This is a genomic window from Vibrio penaeicida (genome assembly GCF_030689305.1).
In the GTDB taxonomy this organism is placed as follows: domain Bacteria; phylum Pseudomonadota; class Gammaproteobacteria; order Enterobacterales; family Vibrionaceae; genus Vibrio; species Vibrio penaeicida_B.
In genome coordinates, this window is the sequence record NZ_JAUYVM010000010.1 from 1 (window position 1) to 16985 (window position 16985).

Consider the following 16985-nt stretch of genomic DNA (forward strand, 5'->3'; position numbering starts at 1 on the left):
CGTAGCTCAGCTGGATAGAGTACCTGGCTACGAACCAGGCGGTCGAAGGTTCGAATCCTTCCGAGCGCGCCATTATTTAAAATTGTTAGGCATCAGCCTTACAGGCTTCGCGTCCTTAGCTCAGCTGGATAGAGTACCTGGCTACGAACCAGGCGGTCGGAGGTTCGAATCCTCCAGGACGCGCCACTATTAAGGGTCATTAGATCCTGATGTTACTCATGTAATATCGAAAACAGCGCGCTCGTAGCTCAGCTGGATAGAGTACCTGGCTACGAACCAGGCGGTCGAAGGTTCGAATCCTTCCGAGCGCGCCATTTCAAGAAAAAGCCTCGCATTTGCGAGGCTTTTTTTATGCCCGTTAACATCTCATTATCATTTTATTATCTTTATTTTTACATCCTATTGTTTTTAAAGAATAAAAATTATTTTTTTAAGTTCCTCTCAGTATTCGATACAGAATTTCATTATGTTTGGTAAAAGCCACAGTAACTATGGTGAAATCGGGTTTGTGTGGCGTATTTGTATGTAATAACTAGTCAAAAAAGTCGCATGTTTGTGCAGAATATTAAATAGCTTATTAAACAAAATTGACAAAATTTTACCAATCGAGATAATCCTAGACCACTTATGCCCACTATATTGAGGGAGTGTGTGCATAAGTTATTGTCAGGATGACATAGAAAGGAAGCAACATGACTAATATTGGAAGCCTGCTAGGAGATGCAGCGGTCCTTATGCTTACTGGCATGGCCGTTGTTTTCGTATTCCTAACCATTCTCGTTTATCTTGTTCGGTTACTGTCTAAGTTGGTGCCAGAAGAAGCACCCCAACCGAGCATTGCACCAGTACAAGCAAAAAAAATTCAATCCAGTACTTCTGGAGTTCAGCCTCAGGTGGTTGCGGCAATTTCTGCTGCTATACATCAACACCGTGCGTCTGCTGTGAAGTAATGTCGGATAAAAATTAAAAGGAGTTAATCAGCATGTCTAAACCACTTGCTCTTACCGACGTGGTGTTGCGCGACGCACACCAGTCACTGTTTGCCACGCGTATGCGTATTGAAGATATGTTACCTATCGCGGCGGAGTTAGATAAAGTCGGATACTGGTCTTTAGAAACTTGGGGTGGCGCAACATTTGATGCATGTATTCGTTTCTTAGGAGAAGATCCGTGGGAGCGCTTACGTGAGCTTAAAAAAGCGATGCCAAACACACCAATGCAAATGCTATTGCGTGGTCAAAACCTTCTTGGCTATCGTCATTATGCAGATGATGTAGTAGAGACATTTGTGGAGCGTGCTCATGCGAATGGCATGGATGTGTTCCGAATATTTGATGCGATGAATGATGTGCGAAATTTCCAAAAAGCAGTGAAAGCTGCTGTTGATGTTGGCGCGCACGCTCAAGGTACATTGTCTTATACCACCAGTCCTGTTCATAACACCGATACATGGGTCGATTTGGCTAAACGCCTAGAGGACCTTGGTTGCCATTCTCTCTGTATTAAAGACATGTCAGGTCTTCTTAAGCCTTATGAAGCAGAGGAACTGATTACCCGAATTAAATCTTCATGTGATGTGCCTTTAGCGTTGCACTGCCACGCAACTACGGGGCTTTCGACGGCAACGGCAGTAAAGGCAGTAGAAGCAGGTATCGATATTCTTGATACAGCTATTTCATCCATGAGTTGTACTTACGGTCATACGCCAACTGAAACAGTGGTTGCAATGCTGCAAGGTATTGAGCGCGATACCAACCTAAAGCTTGATCAAATAGAGCCTATTGCTGCTTACTTCCGAGAGGTTCGTAAGAAGTACGCCAAGTGGGAAGGACAGCTAAAAGGCGTGGATTCTCGCATTCTGATTGCGCAAGTACCAGGCGGTATGCTGACGAATATGGAAGGTCAGCTAAAAGAACAAGGTGCGGCGGATCGTTTGGATGAAGTATTAGAAGAGATCCCAAAAGTACGCAAAGATCTTGGTTACATCCCACTTGTTACCCCTACATCTCAGATCGTAGGTACACAAGCCGTGATCAATGTCTTAACAGGTGAGCGCTACAAGAGCATCACTAAAGAAACGGCAGGTTTATTGAAAGGCGAATACGGGGCTGCACCAGCAGAGCTAAATGCCGAACTTCAAGCCAAAGTCCTTGAAGGTGCAGAGCCTATCACCTGTCGCCCAGCGGATCTTTTGAATGCAGAGTTGCATACGTTGACAGATGATCTTATCGCGAAAGCGAAAGAGGATGGAATATCATTAGCAGAAGATACAGTCGATGATGTTCTAACGTATGCCCTGTTCCCACAAGTGGGTCTTAAATTCCTTAAAAACCGAAACAACCCAGACGCATTTGAACCCGCCCCAGGTAAAGAGCCTGTTGCAACGGGAGCGGCACCAGCCCCAGTTGCTGCCACTTCATCTCCAGGTGGTGTGGAAGCTTATAGCGTTAAAGTAGACGGGCAGGTTTACAATGTGGAAGTAGGACCTCAGGGGCAGCTAACCTCTGTTACACCAACATCGACACCTCAACCCGCTGCTGCTCCAGCAGCACAGGCATCAAATGATGCGGAAGCGGTTCCGGCTCCATTGGCAGGAAACATCTTTAAGGTGAACGTTCTACCTGGCTCAGAAGTAGCAGAAGGTGATGTTTTACTTATTCTTGAAGCGATGAAGATGGAAACAGAAGTTCGTGCTGCACGTGGCGGTGTTGTCCAAGATATTCACGTGAAAGAAGGTGATGCCGTGACGGTAGGTGCACCACTATTAAGCCTAGCGTAAGGGAGCATCATGGAAGGATTGTTGACCCTTTGGGCTGAAACAGGGATCGCCAACTTCGAGTTTGGTCAAATTTGTATGATCCTTGTGGGCTGTGGGCTTTTGTACCTTGCAATAGCAAAAGGTTTTGAACCTCTTCTATTACTACCGATAGGTTTTGGTGCTGTTTTAGCAAATATCCCAAATGCTGGGTTTACCGACGAAGGTGGTTTGCTCTATTTGGTCTATTACATCGGTATTGAATCTGGTGTGTTCCCACTCCTTATCTTTATGGGAGTTGGGGCAATGACCGACTTTGGGGCGCTTATTGCCAACCCTAAAACTCTTTGGTTAGGTGCTGCGGCACAGTTTGGTATATTTGCCACTTTATTTGGTGCAATTTTACTCAACTATGTGCCTGGTATGGAATTCAACATGGCTGACGCGTCATCCATCGCTATTATTGGCGGTGCAGACGGACCAACAGCTATTTTCTTAGCCAGCCAATTATCGCCAGACTTATTAGGTGCAATAGCGGTTGCTGCCTACAGCTACATGGCATTAGTCCCAATTATTCAGCCGCCGATTATGAAGGCGCTGACCAACCCTGAAGAACGTAAAATTCAGATGGCTCAGCTTCGCCACGTAAGTAAAGGTGAGAAAGTACTGTTCCCATTAGCTGTATTACTCATGACGATTCTTTTCTTACCTTCGGCGACGCCTTTAGTAGGGATGTTTTGTCTTGGTAACTTGATGCGTGAAGCTGGCGTGGTAGATCGACTTTCCAGCACTGCACAGAACGAGCTTATCAACATTGTGACTATTTTCTTAGGTCTTGGTGTTGGTTCTAAGCTTCAAGCTGAACAGTTCTTAAACTTTGAAACGTTGGGTATTTTGGCTCTTGGTGCTGTCGCATTCAGTATTGGTACTGGAGCAGGTGTTCTAATGGCTAAGCTACTGAATAAGTTTTCTAAAGAAGACATCAACCCGCTTATTGGTGCTGCTGGTGTATCCGCTGTTCCTATGGCTGCTAGGGTAGTTAACAAAGTGGGTTTAGAAGCAAATCCGCAAAACTTCCTTCTTATGCATGCGATGGGACCTAACGTAGCGGGAGTATTGGGAAGTGCGGTTGCAGCAGGTATTTTGTTGGCATTAGTGGGATAACGTTCAACGAAATTGAGATCTGATGATTAACCAAACATTGTAAAATGGTTTATAGTCAAAGGGATGCTTCTGCATCCCTTTCATTTTTTTGAGTATCAAGGGAACTTGTGTATGACGGACAACAAAAAAGTGGTGATTACCCAGTTTGGTGAGCCTGACGTGTTAGCCATTCAAAGTGAAGCAATACCAGAGCCTGAAGCGGGCGAAGTATTGGTTAAAGTGCATTTTGCTGGGGTAAACCCGATTGACGTTAAAACAAGAAAAGGACTAGGTTGGGCGGCTGAAGCCAACAAAGACAACCTCCCTTGGACACCTGGGTACGATATTTCGGGCGTCGTGGAAAAATGTGGTGAAGGCGCTGAAGAATTTAAAGCAGGCAGCTTTGTTGCTGGTCTTATTGGCTTTCCAGCTCAGGCAGGCGGTTATAGTCAATATGTTTGTGTGAAGGAAGATCAGCTTAGCCTCGTGCCAGATAGCGTGACACTTGAAGCCGCTGCTGTTTTGCCTGTTGCGGGGCAAACCGCAGCTCAAGCACTTAATAAAGCCAAAGTTACCGGAAACGATCGCGTGTTGATTCTCGCGGGTGCTGGCGGTGTTGGGCATTTAGCGATTCAATTCGCAGTAGCCGCTCAAGCAGAAGTTTTTACAACATGCAGTGAAGATAATCTAGATTACTTAGCAACACTTGGTGCGCATGCGATCAACTATCAGTTTGCTCCTGTATCTGAGCGTGTTGAAGATGTCGATGTATTGATTGATTTAGTTGGTGGTGATGCTGCATTAGATGCTTTGAAGTGCTTGAAAGACAACGCGCGAGTCGTCACGGTTCCGACGATCACCGCTGAGCTTATATGTGATAAAGCCAAAATGTTGGGCTTTGAAGCAAGTGGTATGTTGGTAGAGCCTGATACTGAGCAGCTAGATACAATGCTGTATATGGTAAGTGTTGGCATTGTAAAAACGGAAGTACAAAAAATATTCTCTTATACCGATGTTGCTAAGGCGCATGAACATGTTGAAGGTGGCCACACCCGAGGCAAAGTGCTGCTCGATATGAAATGTTAGATGGCTTTACTGAATGGTTTAGCCAGTCTGCTTTATGGGTCCTCTTTTCAACCGGCTTTTTAAGTGCAACATTATTGCCTGGCGGATCTGAAGCCAGCTTGTTGGTTGCCCTAAAACTTAATCAATACCCCGTATATCAACTTGTATTGGTCGCCACCCTTGGTAACACATTGGGAGGTTTGACCAATTATTGGATTGGACTTTTTCTTCCAAATCGAACCCATTCGGAAAAATATGGTCATAAAGCTTTACAGTGGATAAAGCAATATGGCTATATCACTCTTCTATTCAGTTGGCTGCCTATTGTGGGTGATCCGCTTTGTTTAGCGGCAGGCTGGCTCAGAATGAAATTTATACCTTGTCTAATTCTCATCGCCATAGGCAAAGCGATACGTTATTGCGTGATCGCGGCAGCATTCGTCGGTTTTTAAAGGAGTCTTCATGAGAAAAGTTTGGTTTGGTGCAACTGCGTCACTTTTTGTCGCGGGTTGCTCTTCTCTTGCACCCGTCTCTTTTTTCTCTTCAGTACCTGAAGGGATCACCCTTGTTGAAGAGGTTAAGCCACAATCTGACAAGGTTGTGATTCCCTACAAAAAATACCAACTCGATAATGGACTAACGGTCATCCTTGCCCCAGACGACTCAGACCCTCTTGTGCATGTCGATGTGACTTATCATGTGGGTAGTGCACGTGAAGAAATAGGAAAATCTGGCTTTGCGCATTTCTTTGAGCACATGATGTTTCAAGGAAGCGAAAATGTTGGTGATCAAGAGCATTTTAGAATCATCACAGAAGCGGGTGGAACATTAAACGGAACCACTAACAGAGACCGAACCAATTATTTTGAAACGGTTCCTGCAAATCAATTGGAAAAAATGCTTTGGTTAGAGTCAGACCGTATGGGCTTTTTACTTGATGCCGTTTCTCAACGAAAGTTTGAAATCCAAAGAGATACTGTTAAAAACGAACGTGCGCAAAACTACGAAAATCGACCGTATGGGTTGATGTGGGAACGCATTGGCGAAGCCATGTACCCTGAAGGCCATCCATATTCTTGGCAGCCGATTGGCTATGTCGAAGATCTCGACCGAGTCGATGTGAATGACTTGAAAGCCTTTTTCCTCCAGTGGTACGGACCAAACAACGCGACCCTGACCATCGGTGGTGACTTTGATACCGAAGAAACATTAAATTGGATAAACCAATATTTCGGTTCCATTCCTGTTGGACCTGAAGTGAAAAAAGCAGAGAAGCAGCCGGCAACATTAACAGAAGATCGCTACATCACTTTGGAAGATAGAATCCAACAGCCTATGGTTATGGTTTCGTGGCCGACAACGTTCCAAGGGCACGACTCTAATGCCTCGTTAGGAATGCTCTCGACCGCACTGGGTGATGGCAAAAACAGCATGCTTTATCAGCAGTTTGTTCAATCTGGAAAAGCGGTAGATGTCGGTGCTTTCCAAGATTGTGCAGAGCTCGCCTGTACTTTCAGCGTTTATGTTATGGCAAAGGCGGGGGAATCAGGGAGCCTTAAGCCCATTTACAATGAGCTAATGGATAGCCTGAAAACGTGGTCGGAAAAAGGCGTGTCTGAATATCAGCTTGAGACGATGATTGGCCGCGCTGAAGCAAACGCTATCTTTGGGCTTGAAAGTGTTCGAGGTAAGGTGACTCAACTGGCGTCGAATGAGACCTTTTTTGGTCAACCGGATCGCATTGAAGAGCAGTTGGAACAGCTTAGAACGGTTACTCCAGACAGTGTTCAATCTGCTTATCAGCAGTACCTAGTAAACAATCACAAAGTGGTCTTGAGTGTTGTACCGAAAAACAAAGCCGACTGGGCAGTTAAGTCAGCGACTTTTGTTACGCCGAAGCGCACCTTACCTGAATATCAAAAAGTAAAAGAGTCTGATCTTGCTTATCGCAAAGCGGTCGATACGTTTGATCGTTCGGTCGTGCCAAAAGTCTCAGGTGCCGTTAAAGGGACGATGCCCGATTTATACCGAATCTATTTAGACAGTGGTGTTGAAATTCTAGGGACAGTCAGTGATGAAACGCCAACCGTTCAGCTTGATATTAAACTGCCTGCCGGAAATCGTTACGTTGCAGAAGGGCAAGAAGGGTTGGCTGGCTTAACAGCAACCATGATGACAGAAGGTACGCTGAAACGCTCTGCCAAAGAAATTCAAACAGAGCTAGACCGTTTAGGGAGTTATGTTTCATTTGATGCCGGCTCTTATTCGACGGTTATTAGTGTGTCTGGGTTAGAGAAGAACCTTGCTGAAACCTTGGCATTGGTAGAAGAAATGATCCGTGAACCGGCGTTTCGTGAGAGTGATTTTGAGCGAGTTAAGCAGCAAGCGATTCAAGGCATTGTCTATGAACATCAAAAGCCAAGTTGGTTAGCTTCTCAGGCGACTCGCCAAGTGTTATTCAACGGTAGTCGTTTTGGTCGTTCGAGCGATGGCACGAGAACGTCAATCAATGGTTTGACGCTAGAAGATGTCAAAGCATTCTACAGTGAGCATTACACGCCGCAAGGCGCGCAAGTTGTCATTGTTGGCGATATTAAAAAGCGCGATGCGAAGACATCACTGTCATTCTTGAACGACTGGAAAGGCAATTCAGCACCACTGTATACGCCCCAAGTGATTCAACCACTTGAAGGACAAAAAATCTTTCTAGTAGATAAACCCGGAGCACCACAAAGTGCTATTCGATTGGTCAAACAAGGACTGCCTTTCGATACGACGGGTGAAATGCACCTAGGGCAGCTAGCAAACTACAATTTGTCGGGGAACTTCAACAGTCGAATTAACCAAAACCTCCGTGAAGACAAAGGTTACACATACGGTGCATATGGCTATGTGTATGGGATGAAAGAAACGGGATTGATTGTATTCTCAGCCGAAGTACGAGCTGATGTTACGGTAGAGTCATTGGATGAAATCATCAATGAGCTTAATGAGGTTTCAACGAGTGGCTTAACAGAAGAAGAGCTGCAGTTTATGCGATTAGCGCGTGGTCAGGCAGATGCACTGAAGTATGAAACCCCATCGAAGAAATCTCAGCTGCTATCAAGAATTCTTACTTACTCTTTAGAAGAGGATTATCTAGAGCAACGCGATAACCTATTGCAATCTGTCGAGCTTGGCACATTGAACAAAGTGGCTGCAAAATGGTTTAACCCATCTGATTTCCAAATCATAGTCGTGGGTGACGCGGAAAAACTTGCACCAAAGTTGAAAAAGTTTGGACTGCCTATCGAAAAACTTGAAATCGAGCAATAGAGCACACATAACTGTTGTTTAGGGTTAACAGATCCTAGAGATGCATACAAAACGTGAGTTTGATATGCATCTCCAACATGAATACCAGTAGACGGGAAACTCACTTTCTCATTTATTAGTATTTGTCTCAATTTCATAGTAATCAAAGACCAGAATGATTATTCTAGCCTGATACTAAACAGATAAGTGAACTGAGTTTTGACTGTATTCTCCAAGCGACTTCAGAAAGTCGCAAAAGACCCTTCTATTTTTGAGCAGTATGGACGTGGCGTGGAAAGAGAGTCGTTACGTTACACTTCAGATGGTCATCTAGCACTGACACCTCATCCTAAAGCGCTAGGGTCAGCACTCACTAACCGCTGGGTAACAACTGATTTTTCTGAATCGTTGTTGGAATTTATTACTCCTGTTTCCCACTCGGTAAATGACGTAATAAGCCAGCTGTCGGATGTGCATCACTTTACGCAAAAGAAGTTGGATGGCGAAAAGTTTTGGCCGCTGTCAATGCCATGCTTCATTAAGAATGAAGACGATATCGCGCTGGCTCAGTATGGTGAATCAAACACAGGTAAAATGAAAACCTTATACCGTGAAGGCTTAAAGCGTCGATACGGTAGCTTGATGCAGGTAATTTCAGGTGTTCACTTTAATTTTTCTTTTCCTGAAAGCTTTTGGGATGCGTTATACGGTGAGCAAGACCAAAAGAGTCGTGAAGATGCGAAGTCGGATGCGTACTTTGGCTTAATTCGAAACTACTATCGATTTGGTTGGATGATCCCATTCTTTTACGGAGCATCTCCAGCATTATGTCCATCCTTTATTCAAGGTAGAGATTCAAAACTGCCCTTTGAAAATATAGGTGAAACGCTCTATTTACCTGAAGCTACCTCCCTTCGTTTAAGCGACCTCGGTTACACCAATAGCGCTCAAAGTGAGTTAAAAATTGGGTTCAACAGTTTGAATCAGTATCTTGAGGGTTTAAATGCAGCTATCCATACACCATCGGCAGAGTTTGCGCAGCTCGGTGTAAAAGTGGATGGAGAATATCGCCAGTTAAACTCGAATGTCCTGCAAATCGAAAATGAGCTTTATGCTCCAATACGTCCAAAGCGTGTTACTCATTCCGGTGAAAAGCCATCTGAAGCGCTTCATCGTGGTGGGGTTGAATACATTGAAGTACGTTCACTTGATGTTAACCCATTCAGTCCTGTAGGGGTCGATGAACAGCAGATCCGATTCCTCGACTTATTCCTTACTTGGTGTGTTCTGTCCGAATCCGAAGAAATGGATAACTGTGAGCTCGAATGTTGGCGAGATAACTGGAGCAAAGTGATCCTAGAAGGGCGAAAAGTTGGTTTAGAGCTCCAAATCGGTTGTAAAGGTGAACGACTTACGCTTCAGGATTGGGGGCATCGAGTATTCAAAGAGCTTCGCTTAATTGCAGAAATTATGGATGAGCAACATGGCTCGACAGATTACCAAAAAGTATGCGATGAACTGGAAACTTGGATAGATCAGCCTGATTTAACGATTTCTGGTCAGCTTCTCGCTCAAACTAAAGAACACGGCGGTATTGTTGGCATTGGGATGCATTTAGGAAAAGCGTATAAAGAAGCACACCTGAATCACGAGTACCAAGTCTACAACGAAGAGATGATGGAACAAGAAGTTCTGGATTCTCGAGAAGCACAATCTCGAATAGAAGCTAACGAAACACAGCCTTTTGATGCTTTTCTTGATGACTACTTTGCCTACTTGAAGCAATAGAACAAATGAAGATAAAACCGCTGCTATTGGTTGTATTGACCAGCTCTGTACTCATGGGGTGCGCTACCGCACCTCCCAAGAAACAGCACAACTTGTGCGATATCTTCAAAGAGAAACCAAGCTGGTATGATGACGCTAAAGATATGGAAGATGAATGGGGAACCCCTGTTCATGTTGCCATGGCCTTTATTAAGCAAGAAAGCAGTTTTATCCATGATGCCAGACCACCAAAAGACTATTTATTAGGGTTTATTCCTTGGGGCAGAGTGAGTAGTGCGTACGGTTACGCGCAAGCTCAAGATCCTGCATGGAGTGACTTTCAAAAAGCGACCAATCATGGTGGGTCAAGAACGAATTTCGATGATTCCATTATGTTCGTAGGTTGGTATACTCACGAAACCCAGCGACAATTGGGCGTTTCAAAATGGGATGCCTATAATCAATATTTAGCTTATCACGAAGGTCGCGGCGGTTATAAGCGTAAGACCTATGCCAGCAAACCATCGCTTAAAAAAGTTGCCCGAAAAGTCGAGCAGCAAGCAAAAAACTATGGCTGGCAACTTAAACAATGCAAAGACGAGTTGGAAAGCAGCAGGAGCTGGTTTTTTTGACCGATATAACAAGGAATTTATCCGATGCCATTACTAGATAGTTTCACCGTTGATCACACAAAGATGAACGCTCCTGCGGTTCGCGTGGCGAAAACCATGCAGACGCCAAAAGGGGACACGATCACTGTGTTTGATTTGCGATTCACCGCGCCTAACAAAGACATCCTTTCAGAAAGAGGCATACATACGTTAGAGCACCTTTATGCGGGTTTCATGCGTGCGCATTTGAATGGTTCTAATGTGGAAATTATCGATATTTCTCCGATGGGCTGTCGTACAGGTTTCTACATGAGTCTCATTGGCACGCCAACAGAATCTCAAGTAGCAGAAGCTTGGCTAGCAGCAATGAAAGATGTGCTGAAGGTAGAGAGTCAAAATCAAATTCCAGAATTGAATGAGTATCAGTGTGGGACTGCAGACATGCACTCTCTTGATGAAGCAAAAGCGATTGCGACTGCGATTATCGATGCTGGCATTGCTGTAAATAAAAATGATGAACTGGCATTGCCAGAGTCAATGTTAAAAGAACTTAGCATCAAGTAAGGGCTTCGTTCTTTGTACATTGAAGATTAATAGCGTTAAGTAGACGTTTAAGCCCGCGGATGTCGCGGGCTTTTTAGTGCCATGCATTTTTACTTTTCGAACCCCATCTGACGTTTTCCGAGATCCGTTAAGTCATCCATAGTGGCTCGATTTTGATAACTGACTTCATGATCTTCCGGTGAAAAATCGGGGCAACTTCTACCGGCAAGAAATGCGCTTTTTTGTTTTGATTGAAATCGTCGGTTTTTCTCACAATCTGGTGCGGCACCGATAAACATGACATTGCTGTAGCCATTTCCAGAGTGCTTATCTTCTACAGCGTGCACTGTATCTGGGTGCCACCACACAGTATCACCAGGCTCCATCTTTGGAATACTGACTAAACCTTGAAGCAATAAATCATGCCATTTCTTGTTTACGGTTAGCGCTCTACCTGGCTGTGCCCCACATAGATCATCTTCTTCAATATCATCTTGCAGTGCTCTTAGCAGCATGTAAGGCATAGAAAGGGTTGTAGGTATGAGCTGCAATGTACCGTCTCCGGCACCTTGTGGTGTTAAGGCTACCCATCCTTGAAAAGTTCTGAATACGCTACAAACAGCCGATGAATTAAATTCTTCAACAGCGATGCGATGTCTAGCATCAAATGCCTGATACTCTTTCCATTGACCATTGAAAACGTTGCGATAAACCTGACGATAATTGGGCTCTAACCAACGTTCGATGGAACCGGAATCGACATGAGGGGATAAACCTAACGAGGTATCCCCTGGGCTCCTACGTCTAACTCGGTCAGCATAGCTCACCTCCAAATCCGGGTTAAACTCTTTCTGCCCGTCATGTTCAAACTCCCATAAGCGATTGAGATGGCTGCGCAGTTTCGCCATATTTTGATGCTGACGAGCCCAAACTTGAGCTTTAGACCAATAGAGACCAAAAATTTGAGGCTTATCTGACTTCAACTGGCTGAAATAATTATCTTCAACCTTTGGGATATGGTCGTAGTAACCATTTTCAATGATATAACGCTCCAAAGCAGTATTATGTTCGTCCACTTCGCTTCTCGGCAAAACACCTCGGATGACAACACAGCCAGCTCGTTGGATCTTGAAACATTGCTGTTCATTGAGGCCAGTCTTAATGTCTGAATACTGATATATAGGTACGGAGTGACCATTCATTTCTTCATCTTTAATTCGAGCCACTTCTGACTTTAATGCTTCTGCAATTTCTTCGAATTTTGCCTTATAATCAGGGAGTTCGATTTGAAACTGCTTCTTAAGGGCTTTAATTTGAGCTGAGATGTTGTCCGTCGATAGTGCCATGTTAAGCTTCTCCTTTGCAATAAAGCGACACGTGTCTAGAAAAGCTAGCTCGAAAGACGACTTTGAATTGAGTGTTCGTTCACGCTATTCGTAATCATGGAAAATTAAAGGAGCGTAATTCTCACTTTTGAACCTGAGGTGAGGGTCGCTAAGGTAAGAAAGAAGAGCTTTGTACGAGAGAAACGCCCTGACTTATCAGGGCGAATATTGTTTGTTACTGATGAGAAGGGTAAACTTTAACTAGCTTTATTTTGTTCTCAGTAAAATCAATAATTTCCATTGGATGGCTCGCCACTTGGATACTCAACTGGCTTTCAGGAATATCCTCAAGGTGCTCCAAGATCAGTCCGTTTAATGTTCTTGGACCATCGGTTGGAAGCTCCCAACTCAACCCTTTGTTGATATCCCTGATATTGGCGCTACCTTCAATTAAGAAACTTCCGTCGTTTTGTGGCGTAATTTCTTCAGAAAGGCTCGGTGCCATTGAGGTGGTAAATTCGCCAACGATCTCTTCTAGAATATCTTCAAGGGTAATTAAGCCGATGATGTCACCGTACTCATTTACAATCAGACCAATACGCTCTTTGTTTCGTTGGAATTTGAGTAACTGAACATTCAATGGTGTCGCTTCAGGAATGAAATACACTTCATCCGCTGCCCTTAATAGGGTTTCTTTAGTGAATTCATTCTTGTCTAGCATCAGACGGTAAGATTCTCTTAACCTTAGCATTCCGACGACTTCATCAATTTGGTCGCGGTAGAGAACAACTCTGCCATGAGGCGAATGCGTTAACTGGCGAACGATAGATTTCCAATCGTCGTTAATGTCGATACCAGTAATCTCATTACGAGGCACCATGATGTCATTTACTGTAACGTGTTCCAAATCTAGAATCGAAATCAGCATGTCTTGGTGTCGACGAGGAATCAGGCCACCAGCTTCATTCACCACGGTTCGGAGCTCTTCAGAACTCAAATGATCGTCGTCACCGTGTTTGGCTTTTATGCCAAGGATGCGCAAGAACCCGTTAGTAATGAAGTTAACGAGTAATACTAACGGAGACAGTACTTTCATCAGTAAAGTCAGCACGACAGAACTGGCGTAGGAGACTTTTTCAGGGTAAAGAGAAGCAAGAGTCTTTGGCGTGACTTCTGCAAAGACAAGGACGACTAGAGTTAGGGCACCAGTGGCTATCGCAACCCCTAAATCACCATATAAGCGCATTCCTAAGATAGTTGCGATTGCAGACGCGAGGATATTGACTAGGTTGTTACCAATCAGAATCAGACCGATCAATCGATCTGGACGATCCAGTAGTTTCTCAACTCGGCGAGCACCTTTATGTCCTTCTTTAGACAGGTGTTTAAGACGGTATCTGTTGAGCGACATCATTCCAGTTTCAGAACCAGAAAAATAACCGGAAATGACGATCAGTACCGCCAGCAGGGCAAATAAGACGCCCGTTGATATATCATCCAAAGTTGTAACTGTCCTTATATTACTGAATTGGTGAAGTAATGAGCAAAAGCGGTCTTCTCCAACTTTTTAGAGTGGTTGAAAAAGAAAAGCAAGTATAAATCAGCTAAGAATGATCTCTCGCACAAAGCGGCTTCCAAAGTACGCAAGAGTGAGCAGTGTCGCACCACTTACTGCAAACCAAGTCACTTTTTTTCCACGCCAGCCTTGCTGATAGTGTCCCCACAAAAGCACGGTATAGATAATCCAAGCGATAAAAGACAAAATAGCCTTATGGGCTTTGCCTTGTATGAACATGTCTTGAACAAATACGTAGCCTGTCAGCAGTGTTGCCGATAAGAGTACAGTTCCAATCAAAATGATCTTGAAAAGTTGCCTTTCCACCATCATTAATGGAGGCAGGTTAGGGTTAATGGCTAGAGCTTTTTTTGCTTTGAGTTTGTGATCCAGCCATGCTAGCTGCAGTGCATAAAGCGCTGCGATAGTTAACGTTGAGTATGAAAACAACGCTAAAGAAATATGGATCAATAGTTTAGGGTCATTTTCTAAATGTGTAATGTAGGCACTTGGCAAAAATGTGGCAGCAGATAAGTTTATTGCTGAAAACCCGTAAACAACGGGGAGCAAAAACCATAAACGTGTTTTGAACATAGAGGCGCTCATCACCAGTGAAATTATGAAGCTGATGAGAGAAGCGACGTTGAGAATACTCAGGTTTTGCCCTGAACCATCAAAGATAAGATCACTAAGAAGCCAAGCATGGAAAACCAAAGCTAAAAGAGCGCTGACAAATACGGTACGCGTTTTTATACCTGTTTGATTAGCAAGGCCTGGAACGATGGTCGCGACGGCCAAGAAATAAAGAATAACAGCTATAACCGCAATCAAATTTTCCATGGTTTCCACAATTTTACTGTCAGAATAAGGGATTATACCCAAGTGACCTGCAAGTTCATAGCATAGATACTGAAGTCACTTCAAGGATTCATAACACAGAAGACAGACACTCGTGTGCGTATATTGTATACTCGCGGCAAAGTATCGCATTGATTAGGCGAATAAGTAATGTTTGAGAATTTAACTGATAGACTATCCAGTACGCTGAAAAATATCAGCGGTAAAGGTCGACTGACCGAAGACAATATCAAAGACACACTACGTGAAGTGCGGATGGCGCTGCTTGAGGCCGATGTTGCGCTTCCCGTCGTTCGAGATTTCGTAAAACGCGTTAAAGAAGGCGCGGTCGGTGTTGAAGTCTCTAAATCTCTGACCCCAGGTCAAGAGTTCATCAAGATAGTTCAAAGCGAACTTGAAGCCGTGATGGGAGAGTCGAACGAGGCTCTAAACCTTGCGGCTCAACCACCTGCTGTAATCTTGATGGCGGGTTTACAAGGTGCAGGTAAAACCACCAGTGTCGGTAAACTCTCTAAGCTACTGACCGAGCGAGACAAGAAGAAAGTATTGGTTGTTTCTGCGGATGTTTATCGCCCAGCCGCGATAAAGCAGCTTGAAACGTTAGCCAGTGATGTTGGCGTTGATTTCTTCCCATCTTCGGCAGACCAAAAGCCTATCGATATTGCTAATGCTGCTATCGATCATGCGAAGAAAAAATTCTATGACGTTCTTGTCGTCGATACCGCGGGTCGCCTTGCTGTCGATCATGAAATGATGGAAGAAATCCAAGAGCTTCATTCGGCCATCACACCAGTTGAAACCTTGTTTGTTGTTGATGCGATGACAGGTCAAGATGCGGCGAATACAGCAAAAGCTTTTGGCGACGCGCTTCCATTGACGGGCGTTATCCTAACTAAAGTGGATGGTGATGCACGCGGTGGTGCGGCATTATCTGTTCGCCATATCACAGGTAAGCCGATTAAATTCTTGGGTGTGGGTGAAAAAACCGATGCTCTAGAAGCATTCCATCCTGATCGTGTCGCATCGCGTATTTTGGGCATGGGTGACGTACTGTCACTTATCGAAGATCTGCAGCGCAATGTTGATCAAGACAAAGCGGAAAAGCTGGCAAAGAAATTCAAAGAGAAAAAAGGCTTTGATTTGGAAGATTTCCGTGAGCAGCTTGGTCAGATGCAGAACATGGGCGGCATGATGGGAATGATGGACAAGTTGCCAGGTATGTCCCAACTACCAGATAACGTAAAAGATAAAGTAGACGACAAGATGTTCAAGCAAATGGAAGCCATCATTAATTCCATGACCATGAAAGAACGTCAGCGCCCAGAAATCATTAAAGGTTCACGCAAAAAGCGTATCGCTTCGGGTTCAGGTACCCAAGTGCAAGACGTTAATCGCATGCTGAAGCAATTCACTCAAATGCAGAAAATGATGAAGAAAATGCAGAAGGGTGGTATGAAAGGCATGATGAGAAATATGCAAGGTATGATGGGTGGAATGGGAGGCGCGGGCGGAGGGTTTAATCCGTTTGGTCGATAGCAACAGCCGTTATATGAAAAAGGAAGCGAATGAATTTGCTTCCTTTTTTTACTTTTATGCTAAACAAAATCAATGCGAGGTCAGTATTTTTTCAAGTTGTTATCGCGCTCACATAAAAATGTCGCGTATTCATGTGGTGAAAAAATAGCTAAAAGCCTTGCAATGACTAGTAATAAGAGTAAAATTCCGGAGCTTTATTTTGGCACGAGACCCCAAATTCCTCGGTAATAGGAGGAGTTGATGGGGTTATATTTATTTTTGAGAAAGCAAAGAGGACGACATGGTAACCATTCGTTTGGCACGTCACGGCGCGAAGAAGCGTCCATTCTATCAAATCGTAGTAGCGGACAGCCGCAAAGCTGCAACTGGCCGTTTCATCGAGAAAGTGGGTTTCTTTAACCCTACTGCTCAAGGTCAAGAAGAAGGTCTACGTCTAGACCTAGATCGCGTTAACCATTGGGTTGGTCAAGGCGCGACTGTTTCTGACCGCGTAGCTAAGCTAGTTAAAGACGCTCAAAAAGCGGCTTAATTCT

Annotated in this window: 14 protein-coding genes and 2 tRNA genes; 13 read left to right on the top strand and 3 right to left on the bottom strand. The window is 44.3% G+C overall.

All coding sequences use genetic code 11. From position 1 onward, the window contains the following. The first annotated feature begins 109 nt into the window (after nucleotides 1–109). The 11 genes from Q8W40_RS16360 to luxS all read left to right on the top strand — a co-directional run bounded on the left by Q8W40_RS16360 (nucleotide 110) and on the right by luxS (nucleotide 11199). Nucleotides 110–186 (top strand) — tRNA-Arg (locus tag Q8W40_RS16360). Between the two features lie 51 nt (nucleotides 187–237). Beyond that, nucleotides 238–314: transfer RNA gene (locus Q8W40_RS16365), tRNA-Arg, on the top strand. 378 nt (nucleotides 315–692) lie between these two features. Then, nucleotides 693–950, top strand: a complete 258-nt coding sequence (locus Q8W40_RS16370) for an oxaloacetate decarboxylase subunit gamma (protein ID WP_104401342.1) — start codon at nucleotides 693–695, stop codon at nucleotides 948–950. 32 nt (nucleotides 951–982) lie between these two features. Then, on the top strand, nucleotides 983–2779 hold the full coding sequence (oadA, locus tag Q8W40_RS16375; protein WP_305398738.1) for a sodium-extruding oxaloacetate decarboxylase subunit alpha: 1797 nt from the start codon (nucleotides 983–985) through the stop codon (nucleotides 2777–2779). Nucleotides 2780–2788: 9 nt separating this feature from the next. Further along, a complete protein-coding gene (locus Q8W40_RS16380; RefSeq protein ID WP_101112492.1) occupies nucleotides 2789–3919 on the top strand; it encodes a sodium ion-translocating decarboxylase subunit beta in 1131 nt (376 codons plus the stop codon). A 111-nt stretch (nucleotides 3920–4030) separates the two neighbouring features. Next, nucleotides 4031–4984, top strand: coding sequence for an NADP-dependent oxidoreductase (locus Q8W40_RS16385; protein WP_305398740.1), 954 nt, complete (start codon nucleotides 4031–4033; stop codon nucleotides 4982–4984). Continuing rightward, nucleotides 4978–5415 (top strand): YqaA family protein, encoded by a 438-nt coding sequence (locus Q8W40_RS16390; RefSeq protein WP_305398741.1) that lies wholly within the window; start codon nucleotides 4978–4980, stop codon nucleotides 5413–5415. Before Q8W40_RS16385 ends, Q8W40_RS16390 begins: the two co-directional genes overlap by 7 nt. A gap of 10 nt (nucleotides 5416–5425) precedes the next feature. Further along, nucleotides 5426–8278 carry a M16 family metallopeptidase gene (locus Q8W40_RS16395; protein ID WP_305398742.1) on the top strand — a complete coding sequence of 951 codons (2853 nt, stop codon included), beginning with the start codon at nucleotides 5426–5428 and terminating at the stop codon, nucleotides 8276–8278. Between the two features lie 198 nt (nucleotides 8279–8476). Then, nucleotides 8477–10045 carry a glutamate--cysteine ligase gene (gene gshA / locus Q8W40_RS16400; protein WP_305398743.1) on the top strand — a complete coding sequence of 523 codons (1569 nt, stop codon included), beginning with the start codon at nucleotides 8477–8479 and terminating at the stop codon, nucleotides 10043–10045. Between the two features lie 5 nt (nucleotides 10046–10050). Then, nucleotides 10051–10656: a transglycosylase SLT domain-containing protein gene (locus Q8W40_RS16405; RefSeq protein ID WP_101112487.1), complete on the top strand. Its 606-nt coding sequence runs from the start codon at nucleotides 10051–10053 to the stop codon at nucleotides 10654–10656. A gap of 24 nt (nucleotides 10657–10680) precedes the next feature. Next, a complete protein-coding gene (gene luxS / locus Q8W40_RS16410; RefSeq protein WP_101112486.1) occupies nucleotides 10681–11199 on the top strand; it encodes an S-ribosylhomocysteine lyase in 519 nt (172 codons plus the stop codon). A gap of 89 nt (nucleotides 11200–11288) precedes the next feature. On the opposite strand, the gene Q8W40_RS16415 is transcribed toward luxS, so the two are convergent. The 3 genes from Q8W40_RS16415 to Q8W40_RS16425 all read right to left on the bottom strand — a co-directional run bounded on the left by Q8W40_RS16415 (nucleotide 11289) and on the right by Q8W40_RS16425 (nucleotide 14898). After that, nucleotides 11289–12524, bottom strand: a complete 1236-nt coding sequence (locus Q8W40_RS16415; RefSeq protein WP_305398745.1) for a YbiU family protein — start codon at nucleotides 12522–12524, stop codon at nucleotides 11289–11291. A 214-nt stretch (nucleotides 12525–12738) separates the two neighbouring features. Then, a complete protein-coding gene (locus Q8W40_RS16420; protein WP_305398746.1) occupies nucleotides 12739–14004 on the bottom strand; it encodes an HlyC/CorC family transporter in 1266 nt (421 codons plus the stop codon). A 99-nt stretch (nucleotides 14005–14103) separates the two neighbouring features. Next, the gene (locus Q8W40_RS16425) at nucleotides 14104–14898 is read right to left on the bottom strand and encodes a cytochrome C assembly family protein (RefSeq protein WP_305398748.1); all 795 of its coding nucleotides are present in this window, start codon (nucleotides 14896–14898) and stop codon (nucleotides 14104–14106) included. A gap of 168 nt (nucleotides 14899–15066) precedes the next feature. Here Q8W40_RS16425 and ffh point away from each other — a divergent pair, with 168 nt between their 5' ends. Together ffh and rpsP are read left to right on the top strand one after the other, a co-directional pair. Beyond that, nucleotides 15067–16452 carry a signal recognition particle protein gene (gene ffh / locus Q8W40_RS16430; protein ID WP_101112482.1) on the top strand — a complete coding sequence of 462 codons (1386 nt, stop codon included), beginning with the start codon at nucleotides 15067–15069 and terminating at the stop codon, nucleotides 16450–16452. A gap of 280 nt (nucleotides 16453–16732) precedes the next feature. Then, nucleotides 16733–16981 (top strand): 30S ribosomal protein S16, encoded by a 249-nt coding sequence (rpsP, locus tag Q8W40_RS16435; RefSeq protein WP_101112481.1) that lies wholly within the window; start codon nucleotides 16733–16735, stop codon nucleotides 16979–16981. Nucleotides 16982–16985: the final 4 nt, after the last annotated feature.

Coding starts and splice junctions, on each gene's coding strand:
- Q8W40_RS16370 (WP_104401342.1), top strand. CDS start 693: ATGACTAATATTGGAAGCCTGCTAGGAGATGCAGCGGTCCTTATGCTT.
- oadA (WP_305398738.1), top strand. CDS start 983: ATGTCTAAACCACTTGCTCTTACCGACGTGGTGTTGCGCGACGCACAC.
- Q8W40_RS16380 (WP_101112492.1), top strand. CDS start 2,789: ATGGAAGGATTGTTGACCCTTTGGGCTGAAACAGGGATCGCCAACTTC.
- Q8W40_RS16385 (WP_305398740.1), top strand. CDS start 4,031: ATGACGGACAACAAAAAAGTGGTGATTACCCAGTTTGGTGAGCCTGAC.
- Q8W40_RS16390 (WP_305398741.1), top strand. CDS start 4,978: ATGTTAGATGGCTTTACTGAATGGTTTAGCCAGTCTGCTTTATGGGTC.
- Q8W40_RS16395 (WP_305398742.1), top strand. CDS start 5,426: ATGAGAAAAGTTTGGTTTGGTGCAACTGCGTCACTTTTTGTCGCGGGT.
- Q8W40_RS16405 (WP_101112487.1), top strand. CDS start 10,051: ATGAAGATAAAACCGCTGCTATTGGTTGTATTGACCAGCTCTGTACTC.
- luxS (WP_101112486.1), top strand. CDS start 10,681: ATGCCATTACTAGATAGTTTCACCGTTGATCACACAAAGATGAACGCT.
- Q8W40_RS16415 (WP_305398745.1), bottom strand. CDS start 12,524: ATGGCACTATCGACGGACAACATCTCAGCTCAAATTAAAGCCCTTAAG.
- Q8W40_RS16425 (WP_305398748.1), bottom strand. CDS start 14,898: ATGGAAAATTTGATTGCGGTTATAGCTGTTATTCTTTATTTCTTGGCC.
- ffh (WP_101112482.1), top strand. CDS start 15,067: ATGTTTGAGAATTTAACTGATAGACTATCCAGTACGCTGAAAAATATC.
- rpsP (WP_101112481.1), top strand. CDS start 16,733: ATGGTAACCATTCGTTTGGCACGTCACGGCGCGAAGAAGCGTCCATTC.